At 72.2% G+C, this 23,130-nt stretch carries 16 protein-coding genes; 4 read left to right on the forward strand and 12 right to left on the reverse strand.

What is annotated here, in order from left to right:
* Positions 1-80: 80 nt before the first annotated feature.
* From ABZ923_RS22345 to ABZ923_RS22365, 5 genes are all read right to left on the reverse strand, one after another.
* Positions 81-968, reverse strand: a complete 888-nt coding sequence (locus ABZ923_RS22345; protein ID WP_361474560.1) for a FadR/GntR family transcriptional regulator — start codon at positions 966-968, stop codon at positions 81-83.
* 162 nt (positions 969-1,130) lie between these two features.
* Positions 1,131-3,710, reverse strand: coding sequence for an ATP-binding cassette domain-containing protein (locus tag ABZ923_RS22350; protein WP_361474562.1), 2,580 nt, complete (start codon positions 3,708-3,710; stop codon positions 1,131-1,133).
* A 186-nt stretch (positions 3,711-3,896) separates the two neighbouring features.
* On the reverse strand, positions 3,897-4,655 hold the full coding sequence (locus ABZ923_RS22355) for an NUDIX hydrolase (protein ID WP_361474565.1): 759 nt from the start codon (positions 4,653-4,655) through the stop codon (positions 3,897-3,899).
* Between the two features lie 151 nt (positions 4,656-4,806).
* The gene (locus tag ABZ923_RS22360) at positions 4,807-6,717 is read right to left on the reverse strand and encodes a glycogen debranching N-terminal domain-containing protein (protein WP_361474568.1); all 1,911 of its coding nucleotides are present in this window, start codon (positions 6,715-6,717) and stop codon (positions 4,807-4,809) included.
* Between the two features lie 954 nt (positions 6,718-7,671).
* Entirely contained in the window at positions 7,672-9,213 is a 1,542-nt protein-coding gene (locus ABZ923_RS22365; RefSeq protein ID WP_361474571.1) for a DUF4192 domain-containing protein, read from the reverse strand.
* 142 nt (positions 9,214-9,355) lie between these two features.
* Here ABZ923_RS22365 and ABZ923_RS22370 point away from each other — a divergent pair, with 142 nt between their 5' ends.
* Both ABZ923_RS22370 and ABZ923_RS22375 read left to right on the forward strand, forming a co-directional pair.
* Positions 9,356-11,521: a RecQ family ATP-dependent DNA helicase gene (locus tag ABZ923_RS22370; protein WP_361474574.1), complete on the forward strand. Its 2,166-nt coding sequence runs from the start codon at positions 9,356-9,358 to the stop codon at positions 11,519-11,521.
* A gap of 328 nt (positions 11,522-11,849) precedes the next feature.
* Positions 11,850-12,470, forward strand: coding sequence for a hypothetical protein (locus ABZ923_RS22375; protein WP_361474577.1), 621 nt, complete (start codon positions 11,850-11,852; stop codon positions 12,468-12,470).
* Between the two features lie 436 nt (positions 12,471-12,906).
* Here ABZ923_RS22375 and ABZ923_RS22380 read toward each other — a convergent pair whose 3' ends face one another.
* From ABZ923_RS22380 to ABZ923_RS22390, 3 genes are all read right to left on the reverse strand, one after another.
* On the reverse strand, positions 12,907-13,539 hold the full coding sequence (locus tag ABZ923_RS22380) for a hypothetical protein (RefSeq protein WP_361474579.1): 633 nt from the start codon (positions 13,537-13,539) through the stop codon (positions 12,907-12,909).
* A 68-nt stretch (positions 13,540-13,607) separates the two neighbouring features.
* Positions 13,608-14,309: a ribonuclease HII gene (locus tag ABZ923_RS22385; RefSeq protein ID WP_361474582.1), complete on the reverse strand. Its 702-nt coding sequence runs from the start codon at positions 14,307-14,309 to the stop codon at positions 13,608-13,610.
* Between the two features lie 81 nt (positions 14,310-14,390).
* Complete coding sequence (locus ABZ923_RS22390; protein ID WP_361474585.1) at positions 14,391-15,014, reverse strand: TetR/AcrR family transcriptional regulator; 624 nt, start codon at positions 15,012-15,014, stop codon at positions 14,391-14,393.
* 181 nt (positions 15,015-15,195) lie between these two features.
* On the opposite strand from ABZ923_RS22390, the gene ABZ923_RS22395 reads away from it, so the two are divergent.
* The gene (locus tag ABZ923_RS22395) at positions 15,196-16,746 is read left to right on the forward strand and encodes an MFS transporter (protein ID WP_361474588.1); all 1,551 of its coding nucleotides are present in this window, start codon (positions 15,196-15,198) and stop codon (positions 16,744-16,746) included.
* Between the two features lie 352 nt (positions 16,747-17,098).
* Here ABZ923_RS22395 and ABZ923_RS22400 read toward each other — a convergent pair whose 3' ends face one another.
* From ABZ923_RS22400 to ABZ923_RS22410, 3 genes are all read right to left on the reverse strand, one after another.
* A complete protein-coding gene (locus ABZ923_RS22400; protein WP_361474591.1) occupies positions 17,099-18,004 on the reverse strand; it encodes an ADP-ribosylglycohydrolase family protein in 906 nt (301 codons plus the stop codon).
* A gap of 12 nt (positions 18,005-18,016) precedes the next feature.
* The gene (locus ABZ923_RS22405) at positions 18,017-18,676 is read right to left on the reverse strand and encodes a histidine phosphatase family protein (protein ID WP_361474593.1); all 660 of its coding nucleotides are present in this window, start codon (positions 18,674-18,676) and stop codon (positions 18,017-18,019) included.
* A gap of 149 nt (positions 18,677-18,825) precedes the next feature.
* The gene (locus tag ABZ923_RS22410; protein ID WP_361474596.1) at positions 18,826-19,431 is read right to left on the reverse strand and encodes a YdbC family protein; all 606 of its coding nucleotides are present in this window, start codon (positions 19,429-19,431) and stop codon (positions 18,826-18,828) included.
* 153 nt (positions 19,432-19,584) lie between these two features.
* Here ABZ923_RS22410 and ABZ923_RS22415 point away from each other — a divergent pair, with 153 nt between their 5' ends.
* Positions 19,585-20,118 carry a TerD family protein gene (locus tag ABZ923_RS22415; protein WP_361474599.1) on the forward strand — a complete coding sequence of 178 codons (534 nt, stop codon included), beginning with the start codon at positions 19,585-19,587 and terminating at the stop codon, positions 20,116-20,118.
* Between the two features lie 68 nt (positions 20,119-20,186).
* Here the strand turns inward: ABZ923_RS22415 and ABZ923_RS22420 are convergent, their stop codons facing one another.
* Entirely contained in the window at positions 20,187-23,087 is a 2,901-nt protein-coding gene (locus ABZ923_RS22420) for a vitamin B12-dependent ribonucleotide reductase (RefSeq protein ID WP_361474602.1), read from the reverse strand.
* Positions 23,088-23,130 lie beyond the last annotated feature (43 nt).

A 23,130-nucleotide genomic window follows, 5' to 3' on the forward strand; every position in this document is an offset into this window, starting at 1 on the left:
GCCGGCGCCCGTGGCCCGGCGCCGCCGTGAGCACCACGAGCACGCCGCACACCGGCGACCGCACCGCGCCCCTCGCGAGGTCAGTGCTCGCGCGGGGCAGGCACCACACGCTCCACCTCGGGGTGGACCGTGAGCAGCTGGCGCATGGCCGCCTCCGCCGCCGTACCGTCGCCGGTGCCCAGCGCGTCCACGATCCGCGCGTGCTGGGCCAGGGACGCCTCGTTCGGCCGGTCGCAGGCCGTGACCGGGCCGCCGGAGACCTGGAGGGCCGCCGAGACGATGCCGGAGAGGTGCTCCAGCATGCGGTTGCCCGCGATCTGGATGAGCAGCGCGTGGAACTCGGTGTCGGCGCGCGAGTAGGTGAGCGCGTCGCCCTGCGCCATGGCGTGGCTCATGATCTCGACCATGTCACAGAGGCGCTGCTGCACCTCCTCGCGCCCGTGCCCGGCGGCGAGACGGGCGGCGAGCGGCTCGATCGTCCAGCGCAGCTCGCTCAGCTCCCGGCGCTGGTCGTCGCGCTGCGGCCCGAAGGCCCGCCACTCGATGATGTCCGGATCGAGGAGGTTCCAGTCACTGACGGGACGTACGCGCGTGCCGACGTTCGGGCGGGCGCTGACCAGGCCCTTGGCCTCGAGGACGCGGAGGGACTCGCGGACGACGGTGCGGGACACCTCGAAACGCTGGCCGATCTCCTCCGGCACCAGCGGGCGGTCCGCCCCGAGGTCGCCGGAGACGATCATCTGCCCCAGCTGCTGGACGAGTTGTCCGTGCAGCCCGCGTCCGCGGCTGCCCGCGGCCCGCCGGCCGACACGGCCCAGCTCCGGCTCCCCGGTGTCCCAGTGGGGCGCGCCGACGCGGTCGGCCACCGGGGCCTCGGCGTAGGGGTAGCGGTCGAGTTCGCCCGGGCCGACCAGACCAGAGTCTGCGGAGCGGGCGGCGGTCATCATGGTGTGCGCAAGGGTACTCACGGATCCTTTGTCGGCGTCGCCTCCAACTCCCTTGAGGTCTTTGGTGAAAAGCACACGAAAGGGTGATCGCTCACGCCGTCGCAATTGACGCCTTATCGGAAAGAAATGGGCTTTCTTCGGGGAGTTGTGTGCACATCGGAACCGGAAGCGTACGCACGGTAGTCATCGGAAGCGGGTGCGCAGTGCCGTGAGCAGGTAGGCACAGAGCAGCGCCGCGAGCGACAACGCCAGTGCTCCACCCACGGGTTGGGCGAGGATCCGCGCGGCCGCGAGCAGGTACCGCTCGCCTCCGAACGGCCACTGCAGCAGGTAGACCTCCCGCAACCGCACCGGGAAGTCGGCCGCCATCCGCAGGGCCGGGCCCTGCAGGGCCCGGTGCACGAGGGGTACGACGAGGACGGGTACGGCGAGGACGGCGGCCAGTCCGGCCGTCGTGGACCGGAACACCCCGGCCGCCAGCACACCGGCCCAGGCGCAGCCGACGACCAGCCCGAACCAACCGGCGGTGAGCGAAAGCCAGTCCGCGGGAACTTCCGTCAGCTCCCGTCCGTAGACGATGTAGAGCACTTCGGCGTCGCAGCCCACGGTGAGGAAGGCCAGCAGCAGCGCGGTGGCTCCGGAGACGAGCAGCTTCGCGGTGAGCAGCCCCAGCCGGCGGGGGACGGTGCCGCGGTCCGCCGCCAGGGCGGGGTGGCGGAACTCGTCCCCGAAGGCCAGTGCGCCGAGCAGCCCTGCCGCGAGCGCCGCGGGCGGCAGCGGCAGCTCCCGCGGCCACGCCGCGAACAGCCGCTCCTTCGGAGTGTGACCGAGCCGCGCCAGGAGTACGGCGGTGAGCGCGGACACCACCAGCACGGCGCCGCAGGTCAGGAAGCCGGTACCGATTCCGGTGGCGCGCCGGAGTTCGTAGCGCAGGGGGCGCAGGGGGCTGCGGGCGGGGCGGACGGAGATGGGGGGCGGGAGGGGGGAGGGGGCGGCGAGGGAGCGGACACCGTCGGGGCGGCTGGTGCGGTCGGCCTGCCACTGCCGGGCGTCGGGGTTCCTGGCACCGGGGAGGAAGGTGCGGGCGCCGGTGCCGGTCCTGGCCGGGGTGCGGGCGCTGCCGGTCTCCGGCTCGGAGGCTGTCACCACTCCGCCCGTGCCGGGGGCGGGGGTGGCCGCCGCGCCGCTGGACCGGCCGGCGCCGGCTCTGGCAGGCGTCTCGCCGAGGCTGCCACCGGCCGCGCCCTTCTCGCGGGGCGTGGTCGGGCTGTGCGCCGCGCCGTCCTCCGGCGAGGCCATGGCGGCCGGTGATCCGTCGCAGGTCGGCGGACGGTCCGGCGCGGCTTCAGCGACAGCTTGGCCGGATGCGGGCCACTCGCCGTCGGCGGTGGCCGGGTCGGGCTCCGGCGCGACCGGGAGTCCCCGCGCCGGCGTGTCCGGATCCGGTGCGGACCGGTCGAGGGCGGCGGTGTGTGGTCCGGCCGTTGCAGGGTCGGGCGTCATGGAGCCGGATTCCGCTGTCGGCCCGGTGGTGTGCGGCTCCTCCACCGGAGGGCCGGCAGTCATGGGGTTTTGCGACACCTCGACCCTCGCGTGCACGGGTGCCGGCGAGGACACGTCCACGGCTCGGCCGGGGTCCGCGGGTGAGCCGCCGAGTGCGGCGGGGCCGGATTCCCGTGTGGAGACACCGGACGCCACGTGTTCGCCATCCGCCCGCGCCCGGCCGGCCGGGGCGCGCTCCCGCTCCCCGTGCGGGGTGTCGAAGGCGGCCGGGGCCTGTTCCGCCGGGCCGCGTTCCGGGCGGGCCTTCCGGTCCGCCGACGCGTCCTGCAGGACCTGCTGGGGCTCGGCGGAGCCTTTCCCGCCGCCGTCCTCGGTACCGGCGCCCGGCCCCATGTCGCCGACTTCGTCGGCCAGTTGGTGGACGAGGATGCCGTGATGGAACGCGATCTCGCCGACTTCGGCGGTCGTCGTGCCGTACACCGACAGGCGGTTGCCGCCCTCACGGACGACTTCGACGGAGCGGCGGGCGGTGCGGGCGTCCTTGGTGAGCAGGGCCGCGAGGCGGGCGGCGTGGGGGCTGCGGACGGCCACGCGCGGGCGCAGCCGGGTGCGGGCGAAGTCCCTGGCCTCCTGGTCGGCGACGAGTCTGCCGCCGTCGAGCGTGACGACCCGGTCGGCGGTGCGTGCGGCCTCCTTGGTGTCGGCCGTGGTGAAGAGCACCGTGCCGCCCTGGGTGGCGTGGGCCCGCAGCATGCCGTGCAGCCACTGGGCCTCCCGGACGGAGAGACCGTCCGTCGGCTCGTCCAGGACGAGCGTGTGCGGGTCGGGCAGCAGGGCGCAGGCGAGGCCGAGTCTGCGGTCCATGCCTCGGGACAGCGTGCCCAGGCGCTCTTCACGGAGGCTGACGAGACCGACCACTTCGAGGACCTCGTCGGCTCGTCGCGCGGGAACTCCCGCCGCGGCGCACAGCATGCGCAGGTGCCCGCGGACCGTGCGGGACGGGTGACCCGGTACGTCGGCGAGGAGTACGCCGACTTCCCGCGAAGGGTGGGTGATCGCATGCAGGGGACGGCCTCTGAAGTAGGTGATGCCGCGCCCCGTTTGGAGCTCAAGCATCAGTTTGAGCGCCGTCGTCTTGCCCGCGCCGGCGTTCCCGAGGAGCGCGGTGACATGCCCGGCGCGCGCTTCGAAGGAGACGTCGTCGACGGCGGGCGGATGCGCCTTGCGGGGATTGCTGGTCAGTCCGAAGGCCTGGATCACCTGCAGCAAGATAGCGCGAGATATCCGGTTTTTCCGTTATAAGGCGCCTTGTGAGCACAAGCCGCGTGGTCTGTCGCCTCATCTGTCCGCCGTTCGATGGAGCACGACGGGGAGATCGTGCTCGGCCTCGTGCTCGGCAGGGGCGACCGGCGTGCCGGTCGGGCGACAGGCCCGCCGCCGTGCCTCTCAGACCTCGGGGCGCAGCATCGGCGGGTTGAGCAGGGTGGCGCCGCCGGCGCGGAACAGCTGGGCCGGCCTGCCGCCCTGGCGTGTGGTCGTACCGCCCGTGGGGACGAGGAATCCCGGGGTCCCGGTGACCTTGCGGTGGAAGTTACGCGGGTCGAGTGCCACGCCCCACACCGCCTCGTACACCCTGCGCAGCTCTCCGACGGTGAACTCGGGCGGGCAGAAGGCGGTGGCCAGCGACGAGTACTCGATCTTGGAGCGGGCGCGTTCCACTCCGTCGGCGAGGATCTGGGCGTGGTCGAAGGCGAGCGGTGCCACGGGTTCGCCGTCGCGGCCGTAACCACCCTGTTGGAGCAGTTCCTCGACCGGGGCCCAGCGGGCGTTGCTGGCGTCGCCTCCGGCGCGCGGTGCGGGCAGGTCGGGGGCGAGCGCGAGGTGCGCGACGCTGACCACGCGCATGCGCGGGTCCCTCTTGGGGTCGCCGTAGGTGGCGAGCTGTTCCAGGTGGGCTCCGTTGTCCTGGGCCGGGACCGCGGGGTCGTGGGCGCACAGCCCGGTCTCCTCGGCCAGCTCGCGTGCCGCCGCCTGGGACAGGTCCTCGTCGGCCCGTACGAAGCCGCCGGGCAGCGCCCAGCGCCCCTGGAAGGGGGGCTCACCCCGGCGGACCGCCAGCGCGCACAGGGCATGGCGGCGCACGGTCAGCACGACCAGGTCCACGGTGACGGCGAAGGGCGGAAAGGCTGACGGGTCGTAGGGCATGCCGCGATCATAGTCGTCTTCCTGACGATAAACACTCCCCTCATCGGGCGCATCGGTGGTGGTTCCGCTTCGTTCCGGTACGGCTTGCCGGGCCGGCTTCCTCTCCGCCGGACCGGTGGTGTCGTTCGAGGTCACCAGCCTGGCGGGGAGCTCAGGCGCCCAGTTGCAGGCCGTCCGCCGCCTCCTCCACCATGGCCAGTCCCAGTCGGCTGATCCGTACGGCGAAGGGCGCGCCCGCGACACGCATTCCGCTGAGGTTGAGTTCGCCGAGCGGGGCGCTCCGCACGGGCCGCAGGGTGACGGTGCGGGCCGGGACGTCGGGACGGATACCGGCGAGGGCGGTGAGCAGCAGGACCACGGAGGCCGCGGCGGTGGCCGCCGGGCGGCAGGCGGCGGGGTGCGGGAGGGGCGCGGCGCCGACGGAGCGCTGTTCGCCGGCGAACATCTCGGGCAGCCGGTGACCGAAGTGTTCCGCCGCTTCCAGCAGCCCTTTCAGCAGGCCGGACGCCTCCTTCTCGTAGCCGGCCGCCGCCAGTCCCGCGACGGCGAGTGCGGTCTCCTGGACCCGCACCGCTCCCGTCCGGTGACCGAACGGGTTGTGTCCCGCCTCCTTGGCCCCGAGGCTCCGCAGTCCCCAGCCCGCGTCCATGGCGGGGGTGCCGAGCAGCCGGGCGAGGTGTTCGGTGTGCACCTTGTCGAGCAGGCCGGGGGCCGGTCGGCCGCCGCCGAGCAGGCCGGTGTCGAGGAGGTGGACGGCGGTGGCGGACAGGTGGGGCACGGGGCGGCCGTCGGGGGCGAGGGCCGCGGCCGGGCGGCCGCCGCCGCGGTCCTCCACCCAGAAGTCGGCCAGGAAGGCGGTCCGCAGGGTCTGGGCCCACTGGTGTAGCTCCGTGGCGCCCGGTCTGTCGTAGGCATCGAGGAGATCGGCGCCGATCAGGGCGGCGCGATAGGCGTGGGCCTGGGTTTCGCAGCGGGCCGGACCCCCGGGGTGCGGGTCGGGGAGGTAGGTGCCGTCGCCGACGGTGGTCCGCAGCCAGGTCAGGCAGCGCTCGGCCGCGGGCAGCAGTTCCTGTGTCTCCTGCTCGGGGAGCCCCCAGCGGCGGGCTTCGGCGAGCAGGACGGGGAAGAGCAGGGTGGCCTCGGTTCCGGTGCAGCTCGGTGGAAGGTGCGGGCCGGCGTCGCGCCGGGGGCCCGGGATCATGCCGGCCCGGGGGTCCGGGCCCCGGAGCTGGGTGCGGGCCAGGGTGCGCAGGGTGCCCGCGGCGAGGCGGGTACCCAGGGGCAGCGTCATGCGGGCGGCGGCGAGCGCCTCGGCGGGAGCCATTCCGCAACGCCAGGGGGCGCCGGCCGCGAGATAGGTGTCGGACGGGTGTGCGGGGTCGCGCAGGAGCAGTGCCTGGAGGTCGGCGACGGCCGAGTGCAGCAGCGGGGCCACCCGGGGGTCGTCGCCCGCCGCCCTCGCGGGGGCCAGGGGGCTGGTGGCCGCGTGTCCGGCTGGTCGCAGAGGGCCTGCGCCTTCGGGCCGCACCCGCAGCTCCACCGTCGCCGTCCCGGCCGGTGGCAGTTCCAGCTCCCAGCGCAGGAGTCCGGCGGACGCCAAGGCGTCGGAGGGCGGAGGGTCAGCGGTGACGCAGGCGGCTGCGTCGGCCGTGGCCCAGCGCAGGCCCGAGTCGTGAACGCTGGCCGGGAGTTCGGGGACTGCGGCACCGGCGGCGATGGCGGCGAGTTCCGCCAGGTCGGTGCCGAGGGCGATCTCGACGGGCAGGCGCAGCGGGCGCAGGGCGGCGTTGCGGAGTGTGATGCGTTCCGTGCCGTCGGCGTGACGGGTCCGTTCGACGACGACATCGGGGTCGGGGCCGGCGGCCGGGGAAGCGCGCAGCGTCCCCACGAAGCGGGCGCTGTCGGCTCCGGTCATCCTGGCCTGCACCGGCAGCGGCTCGCGGCCTGCCACCCGGACCTGGCACCGGGAGAGCAGGCGTCTGCCGCCTCGGTAGAACCCGTCCAGTCCCCGGCCGGCCAGTTGGCCCGGCTCGCCGGAGATGACGAGGCCGGGCAGAGCCACACAGATCAGTGCGGTGTGCGTGGGCGGCAGCTCGAGTGCCGGGCGGCCGGGCGGTGCCGTGGCGGGACGGCGGGGCCGGGTGGTGGCGGGGGACGCAGGGCTCGGCTGGGTGGCCGGGGACGGCGGACGTGGGTCCCCGGACGACGGCGGTGGTGGATCGGTGGGCGCCGGTGTGCCGGGGCGGGGGCCTGCCGTCGGGAACGGCTCGTGCCTGCTCCAGGGCGGACGTTCGGCGGTGGAGGGCGGAGTCGGCTGTTGGTGCATGGCGTCGCTTCTTCTGCGCTCGGTGCGCCTCGGACGTGCTGGGCGGTCGGTGGGCCGCCCCGGAGGACGGGGGAGGTTCGACGGCAGCGCCCGTTCAGGCGTTCCGCCACTCAGGTGAACGGAAGCGGACTCGCCCGGGTCACGGCTCGCCTGACGGAAGACGACCGAATGGCGGTGTGACCGGCCGGCTGGGGCGGCCGGTCAGAGCCCGCCAGGCCCGCCGACCTCGGCTCTGCGCTGGAAATGCGGTCCGCTGGTGTGCGGTGCCGTCTCCGGTGTCCGCCGCTGGAACGTCGGCCGTTCCGGTGAACGCCGGCGCCGGCTCGGACCCGCGCCGACGGGCGTTCGTCCGACAAGCTGCGGGTGCCGGCCGGCCGACGGCACACCGCCGCACGTGGCGTCGCCGCGAGCCACCGCGTGCGTGCGCGTGCCGGCCGATGCCGCCGGTGCCGGGACCGGCGGCATCGGTGAGTGACACCCGTTCCCGGGGAGCTGATGCCTGCCTGGACTTGCGCCGGCCGACCCTCGTCCGTCCACCCCGCGCCGCAGGTGCCGGCCGGCCGCCAAGGCACCGCCAGCCCACACCCATGCGCGTGGCACTCGGGCTGCGGGCGTCCGGCCCCGCGGCGATCGGCTGGCGTCGGCGTTCCGGTGAGCGCCCACGCCGGTCCGACTCCCGCCGGCCGGCGTTCATCCGTCGGCCTCGGGCTGGCGGCTGTCCGACGGGACGCCGCCAGGCGTGGCGTCACCGGGGGCCGCCGCACGGGTGCGTGTGGCGGCCGGGCCGCGGGTGCCGGGGCCGGTGGCGTCGGTGGCGGGCGTCCGGGGGCGGGAGTCGGCCGGCCTCCGCCGGTCTCGCTTCGCCCGGGCCGTGTGGCGGCCGTCGTCCCCCTCGCCGCGTACGCGGCGCCGTCGCTGCCCGCCCTTCCTGGAGCCGGGTTCGGCATGCTGGTCGCTCTGCTGGGGGTCGGCTTCGGGCGCCAGGGGCGGGGCCTGCGGAGGCTCGGCGAGAGCAGGCTGAGGTGCCGGGGGCGTCGGTCGGGTCGGCGTGTGCTCCGCCCGTTCGGCGCGCAGGCAGCGGCGGACCGCCTCGGGGTCGAGTCCTTCGTTGCAGGCTTGGTGGAGCAGGCGGGCGAAGAGGTAGTCGGGGTCCGCGGCCAGTGCCATGGCCAGTGCTTCCCGTGCCTCCAGTTCGTCGCCCGTGGACCAGGCGACCCAGCCCGCGAGGGTCAGCGGTGCGGCGGCGTGCTCGCCGTAGGGTCCGACACAGCGGCGGGCCAGGGCGCGCCAGAGGCGGAGCGCCGGACCGGCCTCGTCTCCTTCCATCCAGGCGGCGGCCTTGTCGCGGGTCGTGCGGTCCTGGAGACCGAGGATCAGGGTTGCCGCCTCGTCGTCCGCGAGGAGGTCGTCGTCGCGTACGTCCGCGGGGTGAGTGCCGGAGACCGGCGTGGCCGTGGCGTAGCGGCGGATGATCCGCTCGGCGAGGGCGATGGTCTCCTCCGCCACTTCCAGGCGGCTCCCCTCGTCCAGCATGCGGGGCACCACGCTCATGCCGACCGCGTCCAGAGCGATCTCCTGTTCCAGTGCGGCAGTGGTCTCCCACGGCTGGAGCCTGGCGCGCAGCTCCCGCAGGGTGCCGCGCACCTGGATTCCGGCGTAGGTGGCCGCGGCCGCGAGCACGGAGGTGCCGGGGAGGCCCATCGGTGAGCCGTCCGCGGGGCAGCAGCCCTCGACCGGGCAGCAGTACGACCAGAATCGGCCGTCCGAGATGCACAGGGCCTCGATGACCGGCACGTCGAGGCTGCCGCACTCGGTGCGCATCAGGTGGGCCAGCCTCTCCAGCCGCCGTTTGACGTCCCGGCCGGACTCTCCCGGACCCGGCTCCTGGCAGACGTAGGCCACCATCCGCTCGGGCCGGCCGCCGCGCCGCTCGCTGCCGGTCACCAGCCCGCGGGCCAGCTGCCGGGCGGCAGCCTCCCAGTCCTCGTCGTTGGCGGGGATGCCGAGCCGGGCCCGGCCGCCGAACCTGCCGCGGCCCGCGTGGTCGTGCAGGGCGACGAGCACCATGCTGTCCTCGGGGCGGTAGCCGAGGAGGTAGGGCAGGGCGTCGGCCAGCTCGGCCGGGGTGCGCAGAGTGACCTGGGTGGCGTGCTCGGTCGGCCCGGACGGCGGCTCCTGCCCCGAGATGTCGTTGCTTTCGAACGGTCCGGTGGTTTCGCTGTGATTCGTCATGCGCCGACGATCTCGCGGATCTTGAGATTCCGGTTGAGCCTGTGGATAAGTCGAATCAGGGACACGACAAGGCCGTTCTCGTCGTCCACAGCCTCGGCCCTGGCCCGCCCGGTTGTCGGTCCCGTCCTGTTGTATGGGACGCATGGAGCACACGAGCAACGCGGACCTCCGCGCACAGGCCGACGCCGTCCTCGCCCGTCTCGTCGGGGATGCCACCGGCGCCGCCCGGCTGCGCGAAGACCAGTGGCGGGCGATCGAGGCACTGGTCGCCGACCGGCGCCGGGCCCTGGTCGTGCAGCGCACGGGATGGGGCAAGTCCGCGGTGTACTTCGTGGCGACGTCGCTGCTGCGGGCCGGCGGAAGCGGGCCCACGGTGATCGTCTCGCCGCTGCTCGCGCTCATGCGGAACCAGGTGGAGGCCGCGGGCCGGGCCGGCATCCACGCCCGGACCATCAACTCCGCCAACACCGAGGAGTGGGAGTCCGTCCAGGCCGAGATCGCGGCGGGCGACGTCGACGTGCTGCTCGTCTCGCCGGAGCGGCTGAACAACCCCGACTTCCGTGACCAGGTCCTGCCCAAGCTGTCCGCCGCCACCGGCCTGCTGGTCGTGGACGAGGCCCACTGCATCTCCGACTGGGGCCACGACTTCCGCCCCGACTACCGCCGCCTGCGCACCATGCTCGGCGACCTGCCGCCCGGCGTCCCGGTACTGGCCACCACCGCGACGGCCAACGCGCGGGTGACCGCGGACGTCGCCGAGCAGCTCGGCACGGGCGGCACCTCCGACGCTCTGGTGCTGCGCGGGCCGCTCGACCGGGAGAGTCTGAGCCTCGGCGTGCTGCGCCTCCCGGACGCCGCGCACCGGATGGCCTGGCTCGCGGACCATCTCGACGACCTGCCGGGGTCCGGCATCATCTACACGCTCACCGTCGCCGCCGCCGAGGAGGTCACCGCCTTCCTGCGGCAGCGCGGGCACGCCGTCGCCTCGTACACGGGCAAGACGGAGAACGCCGACCGGCAGCAGGCCGAGGACGACCTGCTCGCCAACCGCGTCAAGGCGCTGGTCGCCACCTCCGCGCTCGGCATGGGCTTCGACAAGCCGGATCTCGGTTTCGTGGTGCATCTCGGCTCGCCCTCCTCCCCCATCGCCTATTACCAGCAGGTCGGCCGGGCCGGCCGCGGCGTCGACCACGCCGAGGTACTGCTGCTGCCGGGCAAGGAGGACGAGGCGATCTGGGAGTACTTCGCCTCGCTGGCCTTCCCCTCCGAGGATCTGGTGCGGCGCACACTGGACGTCCTCGCCCGGGCGGACGGGCCCCTGTCGCTGCCCGCTCTGGAGCCGCTGGTCGAGCTGCGCCGCTCACGCCTGGAGACCATGCTGAAGGTCCTCGACGTGGACGGGGCGGTGCGCCGCGTCAAGGGCGGCTGGATCGCGACCGGACAGCCGTGGTCGTACGACGCCGAGCGCTACGCGTGGGTCGCCCGGCAGCGCGCGGCCGAGCAGCAGGCGATGCGCGAGTACGCGACCACCACCGAGTGCCGGATGGAGTTCCTCCAGCGTCACCTGGACGACGAGGGCGCCAAACCCTGTGGCCGCTGCGACAACTGCGCGGGCCCCCGCTTCACGTCCGACCTGTCCGCCACGGCGCTGGACGCGGCGCGGAGCGACCTGGGGCGGGCGGGGGTGGAAGTGGAGCCCCGTCGCATGTGGCCGACCGGCCTCCCGGCCATCGGCATCGACCTCAAGGGCCGTATCCCGGCCGGAGAGCAGGCCTCATCGGGGCGTGCCCTGGGGCGCCTGTCGGACATCGGCTGGGGCAACCGGCTGCGGCCGCTGCTCGCTCCCCAGACGCCGGACGCCGACGTGCCGGACGACGTGGCGCGAGCCGTGGTCGATGTCCTGGCGGACTGGGCCCGGGGTCCCGGCGGCTGGGCCTCCGGTGTCTCCGACGCCCAGCCCCGGCCGGTGGGCGTGGTCACCGTGGCCTCACGCAGCCGGCCCCGGCTGATCCACTCCCTGGGCGCGCGGATCGCCGAGGTCGGCCGGCTGCCGCTGCTCGGCTCGGTGGAATACGGCGGGGACGCGCCCCGGTTGCCGCGCAGCAACAGCGCGCAGCGGCTGAAGGCCCTCGACGGCGCGTTGACGGTGCCGCCCGCACTGGCGTCGACGCTGGCCGAGGCGCAGGGCCCGGTGCTGCTCGTCGACGACTTCACGGAGACGGGCTGGACCCTGGCTATCGCGGCACGCCTGCTCCGCAAGTCCGGGGCGCGCGGCGTGCTGCCTCTGGTCCTCGCCGTCCAGGGGTGACCAGCGCGTCGCCACCGCGCCTCCCGGGACCGAGCGGTGTGTCGCGGCTGGTCCTCGCGAGTCCGGGAGGCTCGCGCGGCCGCTCGCCGGGCGCTGACGGGACACCTCAGGCGTCATGAGCCAACCCTTTGGGTAGGGATATAAGCCACGCACCACCTGATAACAGTCGGCGGCCCCAATTGCTCGTTGCCGCAACCAAGTTCGACAGGAAGAATTGAGGTCCGCTCCCCGCACGGCTCGTCCGTGATCCGGTTGGGCTCCGCTGCGGTGCGCGCTCCCCCGAATCCGACCTCGCCCGCAGTATGGGCGCGTAGCCGAAGGGAGGAACGTGACCTTCGGATTCGCCTCGTCCTCGGCGGCCTCGTTGTCGACGTCCGCGTCCGCCGCTTCCGCCAGTCGCCTGCTCGAGCCGGCCGAATGGGCCGCCGCCGGAATCCCTCTGCTGCGCAACCCCCGTGAGGTCGTCAGCGGGCTGCACGCCCGCCACCACCCGAAGCCGCTCACGGCGATCGTGGCGGTTCTGGACCCGGACGAGCGGCTGCAGGCCAGCGCCTCGTTCACGCGCCGTCCGGCCCCGGCCGACGGCTGGATGTTCCGCAACGCGCTGCTGGCCCAGCTGCGCCGGGTGATCCCCCACGACCTGCGTCGCCGTACCCCCGTGCGCACGGCCGTCCTGCTCTACTGCCGGGAGGGCGACGCGCGTTGGACCGAGGAGGACGGCGCCTGGATGTGGGGGCTGCGCGATGCCTGCACGCTGCACGGCCTGCGGTGCGGGGCGTACATCACGCTGACGCACGAGGGCTGGCAGGTGCTGGGCGAGGGTCGCGGCGGACGCCAGCCCAACGCACACTCGGTGCCGGAGCCCGTCGCCACCGCGGAGGCCCCGCCGCTGGTGCCGCGCACCGGCGGCCCGGTCTCCGATGTGCTGCGCCGGGCGGCGGCCCGCTGAAGACGGCGGGACCGGCGGTACGACGACTCGTGCCGCCGGTCGGCGGCACGAGCGGCACTCGGGACCGGTGTGACGGTGACCGGGCGAGCCGGCCCGCCCCGCGAACCTCGCCGAAGAGCAGACACAGGCTCTCTCCTGGAGTTCCGGCACGAGAGCAGCCCGGGAAGCGGCCTGCCCGGTCGCCTGAGCCGCGGCCGCTCAGGCCGGCCGCAGGCTCGGAACTCGGCGCTCCACCACGGCGATCTGGATCAAACCCGCCCGACGACCCCGCTGCCGCTCCCCGGGGCGTCCTGTCGTTCCCCGGGGCATCCGGGAAGGCAGCCTCACCACCGGTACGACGCCGGCCCGTCGTCCGGGCATGCCAAAAGCCGCACCGTGCGGATTCCGCCGGAGCGGCTCCTTCGGCACCCCGGTGTCCCGAGGGGCCGGGCGCGGCTCAGACGCCGGCGCCCAGCACCGAGTTGATCTGCTGCGGGTCGCCGCAGACGATCAGCAGTGCACCGGCTCGGGCGTGCGCCAGCGGGAGGGCGGTGGCAGCGGCGGAGGCGGGACCTCCGTTGACGGCCACGACGACCACCGGGCGGGACGCGGCGCGGGAGGCGACGGTGGCGTCCGCATAGAACACGTCGTCGCCGGCGTCGTGCTGCGCCCAGTAGGACGTTTCACCGAAGGACAGTTCGTGCTCGGCCCACGGGTGCTGGCTACCAGTGGTGATCACCAGCACGTCGCCGGGGGCACGGCCCGAGTCCAGGAGCAGGTCCACCGCCTCCTCGGCGGCGTCGAGCGCCCCCTCGGCCGAGGCCGGGATCAGCTGGATCTGCGGGCTCGCCGCGGTGGCGGCTGGAGCGGCCTGGCCGGAGGGGCCGGGCTTGGCCGGAGCCACGTCACGCGGCGTGCGCTGCACCGGCGCCGCGGGCCGCGGAGGGCCGGGACGACCGGGGCGGGCCGGAGCCGCGGGGCGGGGGCCGGGTACGGGGCGGGGGGTCGGCGCGGTACGGCCGCTGGCCGGCGTGGCGCGGGGACCCTGGGCACTCTCGTAAATCTGAGGCTCCTCGGGAATGAGAGGCATGAGCTGATATTTATCAAACGTTGGTGCGGCGCGGATGACCGGGTGGCACATCAGTGCGAGCGGAACCGTCAGAAATCGAAGCCGAGCTGACCCTCAATTTCCGGAACGCTTCCGTCCGCCCAGCTGCGGACCTTCTTGAGGTGCCGCCACTGAGGCAACGCATCAAGATACGCCCACGACAAGCGGTGGTGCGGGGTGGGCCCCCACTCCGCCAGTGCGGCCTTGTGCACGGGAGACGGATACCCGGCGTTGTCCGCAAATCCGAAGTGTGCATGGTCGACACCCAGTTCGGCCATCATTTTGTCGCGCTGAACCTTGGCGATCACCGACGCAGCCGCCACGGCCACGCACGACCGATCGCCTTTGATCACCGTGCGCACCTGCCAGGGGGCACCGAGGTAGTCGTGCTTCCCGTCGAGGATCACAGCCTCGGGACGCACCGGCAGGGCGTCCAGTGCGCGGCCCGCGGCCAGCCGCAGCGCGGCCGTCATCCCCAGGTCGTCGATCTCCTCGGGGGAAGCATGCCCCAGCGCATAGGCCGTCACCCACGACTGCAGGATCCGGGCGAGTTCCGTACGCCGCTTGAGGGTCAGCAGTTTGGAGTCGGTCAGCCCCTCGGGTGGGCGGCGCAGTCCGGTGATCGCCGCGCAGACGGTGACGGGCCCGGCCCAGGCACCGCGCCCCACCTCGTCGACACCGGCAATGACCTTCGCTCCGGTCGTGGCGCGCAGGGAGCGCTCGACGGTGTGAGTAGGTGGTTCGTACGGCATGGCGCCCTTAGCGTACGCCGCCGCTGTCACCCCGCGACACCCCGGTCACCCGGCCCGCGCGTAGCCCGCCGGCCGGGGCGGTCAGGTCCCGTAGGGCCGCAGCAACGGCACCATCAGCTGGTCGATCATCTCCACCAGATCCTGGTCGCTCCATTCGCTGGCGCACATTTTCGACCGGTACATCATCATGGCCGGGATGGCGTCGAAGACGTATCCGTTGGCCGCGTCATCGCGGACCTCTCCACGCTCTATTCCACGGGTGATGACCTCGCGAAGGAGTTTGACGGTCGGCTCCACGACGCTCCCGACGATGACCCCTTCGAAGCGCGCAACCTGCACGTGGTCGCATTCGTGAATGACCGAACGCAGGGCGACACCGGGGCGGGAGTACATGATGTCCCGCACCTGGCGGCACAGGGTGAGCAGGTCTTCGCGCACGCTGCCGAGGTCCGGAGCCTTGTCCACCTGAGGCAGTCCGGACACCAGGGCATCCGCGACGAGGTCCTCCTTGGAGGGCCAACGGCGGTAGACCGCGGCCTTGCCGGTCTGGGCGCCGGCTGCGACGCCCTCCATGGTCAGCCCCTTCCAGCCGACCGTACTGAGCTGCTCCAGGGCGGCGTTCAGGATCGCACGCTCCAGCACCGCACCGCGCCGACGAGGGGACGCCGTCCGGGCAGGGGCGGCCGTCCAGCGCGAGGTAACCATATTTCTCCAGCATGCAAGGGAAGCGGGGATTCCGGGGGCAGTGGCGCCGGGCTGCAGCAACAGGGGGACGCAGGACGCGACGCGCGATTAAGTGAACGCTTGCGTTCACTGTTGGGGACTCACTACCGTGGACGCGACAGTGAACGCAAGCGTTCACTAACGCCTTCAGGGGGGACCCATAGTGACGACCTCTCAGTTGCTCAAGGACGAACCAAAGCCGGGCGCGGCCCGCCGGGAGGGGCATCCCGGCATCGCACTCACCGTCATCGCGGCCTGCCAACTCATGGTGGTACTCGACGCGACGATTGTGAATATCGCACTCCCGCACATTCAAGACGCTCTCAAGTTCAGCACCACCGATCTGACTTGGGTGGTCAGCGCCTACACGCTCACCTTCGGTGGCCTGCTGCTCCTCGGTGCGCGGGCCGGTGACATCCTCGGCCGCCGCCGGGTGTTCATGGCCGGCATCCTGCTGTTCACCTTCGCCTCCCTGCTGGGCGGTCTGGCGCAGGAACCCTGGCAGTTGCTGGCCGCGCGGGCCCTGCAGGGCGTGGGTGGCGCGATCGCGTCGCCCACGGCGCTGGCGCTGATCACAACGACCTTCCCCGAGGGTCCGGAGCGCAACCGGGCCTTCGGGGTGTTCGCCGCCGTGTCCGCGGGCGGCGGTGCCATCGGCCTCCTTGCGGGGGGCATGCTCACCGACTGGCTCGACTGGCGGTGGGTGCTGTTCGTCAACGTGCCCATCGGTGTGCTGATCGCCTCGCTCGCGCCGCTGTACATCAACGAGTCCGAGCGGCACCCGGGACGCTTCGACCTCACCGGCGCCCTGACCTCCACCGTCGGCATGGCCTCGCTGGTGTACGGGTTCATCCGCGCCGCCGAGGACGGCTGGCGGGACGGGCTCACCCTCGGCTCCTTCGGGGCGGCCGTGGTGCTGCTGTTCGCCTTCGTCGTCACCGAGATGCGGGCGAAGGAGCCGATCACCCCGCTCAGGATGTTCGCCGACCGCAACCGCTGGGGCACGTACGTGATCATGCTGAGCCTGGCCGCGGCGATGTTCGGCATGTTCTTCTACATCGTGCTGTTCGTGCAGAACGTGCTCGGCTACAGCGCCATCGAGGCCGGTGTCGCCTTCCTGCCCGTGACCGTCGCGATCGCGGTGGGCGCGGGTCTGTCGCAGCGCTTCCTGCCGGTGCTCGGCCCCAAGCCGTTCATGATGGCCGGCTCGGCGCTCGTGGTGATCGGGCTGGCGTGGCAGACCTTCATCCGGCCCGACAGCACCTACGTGGGCGGAGTGCTGGGTCCCATGCTGGTGTTCGGCTTCGGTATGGGCCTGAACTTCGTGACGGCCACCGTCACCGCCGTGTCCGGTGTGGCCCCGCACGAGGCGGGCGCGGCGTCCGGGCTGCTCAACGCCATGCAGCAGGTGGGCGGTTCGCTCGGACTGTCCATCCTGACGACCGTCTTCGGTTCGGCCAGCACGGACGAGGCGAAGAAGCAGTTGCCGAAGTTCCTCGCCGGCGCCTCGCCGGAGCAGAAGGCGCGGTTCGCCGAGACGCACCAGTTGCCCGCGCCCTGGGGACACGAGGTGCTCGCCCACGGCATCTCCACCGCCTTCATACCGGCCGCCGCGATGGCCGGGCTGGCCTTCCTCACCGCCTGGTTGGTGCTGAGGGTCCGCAAGAGCGACCTCGAGTCCCTCGCGGGCACGGCGGGCCCGCACCTGGGCTGATCCAGGCCGGGCCGCGCGAAGCCGCGGGCGACCGGACCACTGCCGGGGGAAAGACGGCGCACGCGGCGGTCCGGTCGGCCGCACCACGGCAAACAGCGCACCGGGCAGGGCGAGCAACAGCACCAGAAGCAGGGCCGGGACCAGGCGCAGCACCGGTGCCTGCGCCGGCGAGACGATCGCCATCTCGCACCCCTCCGTCCCTGTTCGTCACGGTCCGCCGACCCTCGCCCCCACGGACGCGGAGCACGGCGGATACCGGAAGAACGGGCGGCGGTCACGCAGAGTTCCCGGTGCGCACGGAGAGTTTCCCCCCGGTCGCCCGTTAAGCCCGGCACGGAGCCGACGCAGGTCGTCAGACCACCGTGGGTACCCAGTCCGGCACAGCCTCGGTGCGCTGCACCCACTCGGCCGGCGGTGTCCCGGCCTTGCCCGCGGCAAGTACGCCGCCCACGATGGCGCAGGTGGTGTCGACGTCCCCGCCCACCTGAGCGGTCGTCCAGAACGCCGTCTCGTAGTCCCCGAGGGCTCGCGCGGCGGACCAGAGGGCGAAGGGGACGGTGTCATGGGCCGTCGTACGGCGTCCGCAGCCGAGCACGGCCGCGACGGTGGCCGCGTCGCCGTAGTCGAGCATGTCCCGGGCGCGGCGCAGGCCCTGGCCGACCGCGCTCTTCGGCACGAGCGCGACGACGCCGTCGAGGAGGGCCTCGGGGGCGGGCGGCCCCTCCGGCGAGCCGGCCAGTGCCGCCGCGGCGGCCACGGCCATGGCACCGACCACGGCCTCCCGGTGCTGGTGGGTGGTGTAGGCCGAGATCTCCGCCTGGTGGGTCGCCTGCTCGGGGTCGTCCGCGTACCAGGCGCCCAGGGGCGCGATCCGCATGGCCGCGCCGTTGCCCCAGGACCCCTGTCCGTTGAAGAGGCCGGAGGCCAGCTCGCGCCAGTCGCCGCCCTCCCGCACCAGGCGCAGCAGCCGGTTGACCGCGGGGCCGTAGCCCCGGTCGAAGTCGTGGTGCTCGGCGAAGGAGCGGGCGAGCGCGTCCTGGTCGATGCGGTGATGAGCAGCGAGGACGGCGACGACGGAGCAGGCCATCTCGGTGTCGTCCGTCCACTGCCAGGGGCCCGCGGGCAGCTCGCGGCGCTTCAGCAGGGGATAGTTCACGGGAACGAAGAACTGTGAGCCCAGAGCGTCCCCCACGGCCAGGCCACGCAGGCTCGACAGGGCGCGCTCCAGGCGTCCGAGGGAAGAGGAGTCAGCGGTCATCGCCCTGCCACTCTATCCGGTCACCCAGTACGGGTCAGGTTCCCGCCAGCGCTCGAAGGGCCGGTCGAGTGTGTACTTGCCGTCCTCCCCCAGAACGAGCACCCGCATCTCGGCGTTCCCGGGATTGGCCAGGGACTCGAATTCCGCGACCGTCCAGTGGAACCAGCGCATGCAGAACAGCCGCATCGCGAGCCCGTGTGTCACCAGGAGGACGTTCGGGGGGTGGTCGGGCGCCTCGAAACTGCGGAACAGGCTCTCCAGGAAGCCGCCGACCCGGTCGTACACGTCGGCGCCGGACTCGCCCTGGGGGAACCTGAAGAAGAAGTGGCCGTAGGCGTCGCGGTAGGCCTTCTGCAGGCGCACGTCGTCGCGGTCCTGCCAGTTGCCCCAGTCCTGCTCGCGCAGTCGGGGTTCCTCCCGGACACGTATGCGGTCGGGGTCGAGGTGGAACGCGCGAAGCGTCTCGTGGGTGCGGCGGTACGGGGAGACGTACACGCTCACGCGTTCGCGGCCGAAGAGCTCGCGGAGCCGTTCGCCGGTCTCCTCCGCCTGCCGCCGGCCGCGCTCGGTCAGCGCGAGGGCGTGGTCGGGCTCGCGTTCGTACACGGAGTCGTCGACGTTGCCCGTTGACTCGCCGTGTCGGACAAGGACGATGCGCCGTGGTCGTGCCATGCCAAAACCCTAGATCGAACGGCGGTGAGTCGAGCACTCGTACGCCCGGTATACGGCGTAGGTCACATGATTCCCGCGACCGGGACCGTCTCCGGGCCTGGCGTACGGCGGCTCACCCCGGTGCATTCGGTATCGAACCGAGAGACGGTTCAGACCGTCCAGGACGGCTCCATGTCCACGATGTCACCGGAGAGCGCCGCGACGTCCGCCTCGGTCTGGGCACGCAGCGCGAGGCGTTCCACACGCTCCGTACGGTACTTGCCGTGCTCGGCCGCCGAGCGCCACATCGAAAGGACCAGGAACTCGTGCTCCGGAGCCTCGGCGAACATGCCGCGGATCATGCCGGGTGAGCCGGCCATTGCGGGGTTCCAGACCTTTTCCTGCATGAGCGTGAAGTGCTCGACGCGCTCCTCGTGGATCCGGCACAAGGCCACGCGGATCAGATCGGCGTCGGTGAACCGCGGCTCGAAGCCCGTCTTCACATCGAAGCGGTACTCGAACAGCTTGGCCTGGGCGTCCTTGAAGGTGCCGGACTGGGCGGCGGCCAGGCGGTCGTGGGAACGGGCCATGAAGGAGTCGTAGAAGGCACGGCTCTCCCAGAAGGCGAAGATGTGCGCCACCCCCGGTCGCTGCCGGCTCCAGCCCCCGCCCTGTCCCCGAAATCCCGGCTCCCCCAGAAGCCCCGCCCATTTCCGCTGCCCCCGCTCGAACCCGCGGCGGTCCACCACGGTGCAACGAATCCACTTGACCAGCACCGCGCCATCGTAAGGCCACCGGGCGTGGCGTCGGTCACGCTCCGGCGGAGATCGCCCGCGCGTACGCCCCCGCGCGCGTGGCACGATGGGCAAGGAACCCCGACGGATGGGGAGTTGGGGTCGAGCGAGCCACAGGGGGAAGGGAAGAGCCTGGTGACCGGCTTCAGCAAGGGAATCCGCAAGGTCGAGGTCGCGCTCAAGTGGGACCCCAGTCCGGCAGGTCGGCCGCCGACCGATCTCGACATCGTCGCCGCGACCTTCTCGTCCGGCGATCCGTACGGGGCGCCGGCCTATCTGGTGCACTTCGACAGCCGTTCGCCGGACGGCACGATCCTCCTCAACCGTGACAGCACCGACGGCAGGGGTTTCGGCTGGGACGAGGTCATGACGCTCGAACTGGAGCGCCTGAGCGACCGCTACGCGCGCGTGGTGGTGGGTGTCGTCATCCAGCAGCGGTCCGGACACAAGACGTTCGCCGAGGTGCTCAGTCCCGCCGTACGCGTCCGTGAGGGGTACACCGTGCTCGCCGAGGACGACTTCGGCTCGGTCCTGGGGTCGACGGCCGCCACGATCGCCGAGTTCGTCCGGGACGACTCGGCGGACTGGACCTTCCATCCCGGTGTGCGCGGCTTCGACGAGGACCCGGCGGACTTCACCCGGGTCATGGGCCGGGCGCACCGGTCCTGACGCGCCTCGCGTACGAGTAAGGGGCGCCGGCATGTGCCGGCGCCCCTTACTTCACGAGCGGCGTGTCATCAGCTGCAGCCGCTGGTCGAGCCGCAGCCCTCGCAGATGTAGCAGGAACCGGCCCGCTGCATCTTCGTACCGCAGGAGAAGCACAGCGGGGCGTCGGCCTGGATGCCCAGCTGCATCTCCACCAGCTCGGCGCTGGTGTGCGCCTGCCGCGGGGCGGGCTTGGCCGCCTCCGACTCGGCCTTCGGCGTGGCGACGGCCTTCAGCTCCTGGGCGCGCGGGGCCGACTGGGCCAGACCCTCGACGTCGACCTCGTCGTCGTCGATGGACTGCTCGTACGAGCCGGTCTCCAGGTGGCGCTGGCGCTCCTCGGCGGAGTGGATGCCGAGCGCGGAGCGGGTCTCGAAGGGCAGGAAGTCCAGCGCCAGGCGGCGGAAGATGTAGTCGACGATCGACTGCGCCATCCGCACGTCCGGGTCGTCCGTCATACCGGCCGGCTCGAAGCGCATGTTGGTGAACTTCGAGACGTACGTCTCCAGGGGCACGCCGTACTGCAGACCGACGGAGACGGCGATGGAGAAGGCGTCCATCATGCCCGCGAGGGTGGAGCCCTGCTTCGACATCTTCAGGAAGACCTCGCCGAGACCGTCGTCCGGGTAGGAGTTGGCGGTCATGTAGCCCTCGGCGCCGCCGACCGTGAACGACGTCGTGATGCCGGGGCGGCCCTTCGGGAGGCGCTTGCGGACCGGGCGGTACTCGATGACCTTCTCGACCGTCTCGCGGATGGCCGCCTCGGCCTTCTCCGTGACCTCGGCCTTCTCCTTCTCCTTGGTCTTGGCGGAGAGCGGCTGGCCGACCTTGCAGTTGTCGCGGTAGATCGCGAGCGCCTTGACGCCCAGCTTCCAGGCCTCGAAGTAGATCTCCTCGACCTCCTCGACGGTCGCCGTCTCCGGCATGTTGACCGTCTTGGAGATGGCGCCGGAGATCCACGGCTGGATCGCGGCCATCATGCGGACGTGGCCCATCGGGGAGATGGCGCGCTCGCCCATGGCGCAGTCGAACACCTCGTAGTGCTCGGGCTTGAGGCCGGGGGCGTCGATCACATTGCCGTGCTCGGCGATGTGGGCGACGATCGCCTCGATCTGCTCCTCCTGGTAGCCCAGGCGGCGCAGGGCCTGCGGGACGGTGCCGTTGACGATCTGCATCGAGCCGCCGCCGACCAGCTTCTTGAACTTCACCAGCGCCAGGTCGGGCTCGACACCGGTGGTGTCGCAGGACATCGCCAGACCGATGGTGCCGGTCGGCGCGAGGACGGACGCCTGGGAGTTACGGAAACCGTTCTTCTCACCGAGGCGTACGACGTCCTGCCAGGCCTCCGTGGCCGCGGCCCACACCGGGGTGTCCAGGTCGTCCATGCGGACGGCCTTGCCGTTGGCGTCGGCGTGCTGCTTCATGACGCGGTTGTGGGCGTCGGCGTTGCGGGCGTAGCCGTCGTAGGTGCCGACGACCGCGGCCAGCTCGGCGGAGCGGCGGTAGGCCGTACCCGTCATCAGGGAGGTGATGGCACCGGCCAGGGCGCGGCCGCCGTCGGAGTCGTAGGCGTGGCCGGTGGCCATCAGCAGGGCGCCGAGGTTGGCGTAGCCGATGCCGAGCTGGCGGAACGCGCGCGTGTTCTCGCCGATCTTCTGGGTCGGGAAGTCCGCGAAGCAGATCGAGATGTCCATCGCGGTGATGACCAGCTCGACGACCTTCTGGAAGCGCTCGGTCTCGAAGGACTGGTTGCCCTTGCCGTCGTCCTTCAGGAACTTCATCAGGTTCAGCGAGGCGAGGTTGCAGGACGTGTTGTCCAGGTGCATGTACTCGCTGCACGGGTTCGACGCGGTGATCCGGCCGGACTCGGGGCAGGTGTGCCAGTTGTTGATGGTGTCGTCGTACTGGATACCCGGGTCGGCGCAGGCCCAGGCGGCCTCGGCGATCTTGCGGAAGAGGGCCTTCGCCTCGACCTCCTCGATGACCTCGCCGGTCATCCGGGCGCGCAGGCCGAACTTGCCGCCGTTCTCGACCGCCTGCATGAACTCGTCGTTCACGCGGACCGAGTTGTTGGCGTTCTGGTACTGGACGGACGTGATGTCGTCGCCGCCCAGGTCCATGTCGAAGCCCGCGTCGCGCAGGACGCGGATCTTCTCCTCCTCCTTGACCTTGGTCTCGATGAAGTCCTCGATGTCGGGGTGGTCGACGTCGAGCACGACCATCTTGGCGGCGCGGCGGGTGGCACCACCGGACTTGATGGTGCCGGCGGAGGCGTCGGCGCCGCGCATGAAGGAGACCGGGCCGGAGGCGTTGCCGCCGGAGGAGAGCAGCTCCTTGGAGGAGCGGATGCGGGAGAGGTTCAGGCCGGCGCCGGAGCCGCCCTTGAAGATCATGCCCTCTTCCTTGTACCAGTCGAGGATCGACTCCATGGAGTCGTCGACGGACAGGATGAAGCAGGCGGAGACCTGCTGGGGCTGCGGGGTGCCGACGTTGAACCAGACGGGGCTGTTGAAGCTGAAGATCTGGTGCAGGAGGGCGTACGCCAGCTCGTGCTCGAAGATCTCGGCGTCGGCGGGCGAGGCGAAGTACTTGTAGTCCTCACCGGCCTTCCGGTACGTCTTCACGATGCGGTCGATCAGCTGCCTGAGGCTGGTCTCGCGCTGCGGGGTGCCGACGGCACCGCGGAAGTACTTGCTGGTGACGATGTTGACCGCGTTCACCGACCAGAAGTCGGGGAACTCGACGCCACGCTGCTCGAAGTTGACCGAGCCGTCGCGCCAGTTGGTCATGACGACGTCACGGCGCTCCCACGACACCTCGTCATACGGGTGCACGCCGGGGGTGGTGTGGATGCGCTCGATACGCAGCCCCTTGGTGGCCTTGGCGCCCTTGGCTCGGGAACCTCGTGCCGGACCGCTCGCCGTCTCTGTCATGCCGCCTCCCTGTACGGGCAAAAACGCCCTGAAGTGCCCATTT

Origin of the sequence: Streptomyces sp. NPDC046881, assembly GCF_040645015.1 — a bacterium.
Taxonomy (GTDB): Bacteria; Actinomycetota; Actinomycetes; order Streptomycetales; family Streptomycetaceae; genus Streptomyces.

What these genes read in the sequence shown, in the direction of transcription:
- ABZ923_RS22355 (WP_361474565.1), bottom strand. Translation starts at nt 4,655, where the DNA reads ATGCCCTACGACCCGTCAGCCTTTCCGCCCTTCGCCGTCACCGTGGAC.
- ABZ923_RS22365 (WP_361474571.1), bottom strand. Translation starts at nt 9,213, where the DNA reads ATGACGAATCACAGCGAAACCACCGGACCGTTCGAAAGCAACGACATC.
- ABZ923_RS22370 (WP_361474574.1), top strand. Translation starts at nt 9,356, where the DNA reads ATGGAGCACACGAGCAACGCGGACCTCCGCGCACAGGCCGACGCCGTC.
- ABZ923_RS22380 (WP_361474579.1), bottom strand. Translation starts at nt 13,539, where the DNA reads ATGCCTCTCATTCCCGAGGAGCCTCAGATTTACGAGAGTGCCCAGGGT.
- ABZ923_RS22385 (WP_361474582.1), bottom strand. Translation starts at nt 14,309, where the DNA reads ATGCCGTACGAACCACCTACTCACACCGTCGAGCGCTCCCTGCGCGCC.
- ABZ923_RS22390 (WP_361474585.1), bottom strand. Translation starts at nt 15,014, where the DNA reads ATGGTTACCTCGCGCTGGACGGCCGCCCCTGCCCGGACGGCGTCCCCT.
- ABZ923_RS22400 (WP_361474591.1), bottom strand. Translation starts at nt 18,004, where the DNA reads ATGACCGCTGACTCCTCTTCCCTCGGACGCCTGGAGCGCGCCCTGTCG.
- ABZ923_RS22405 (WP_361474593.1), bottom strand. Translation starts at nt 18,676, where the DNA reads ATGGCACGACCACGGCGCATCGTCCTTGTCCGACACGGCGAGTCAACG.
- ABZ923_RS22420 (WP_361474602.1), bottom strand. Translation starts at nt 23,087, where the DNA reads ATGACAGAGACGGCGAGCGGTCCGGCACGAGGTTCCCGAGCCAAGGGC.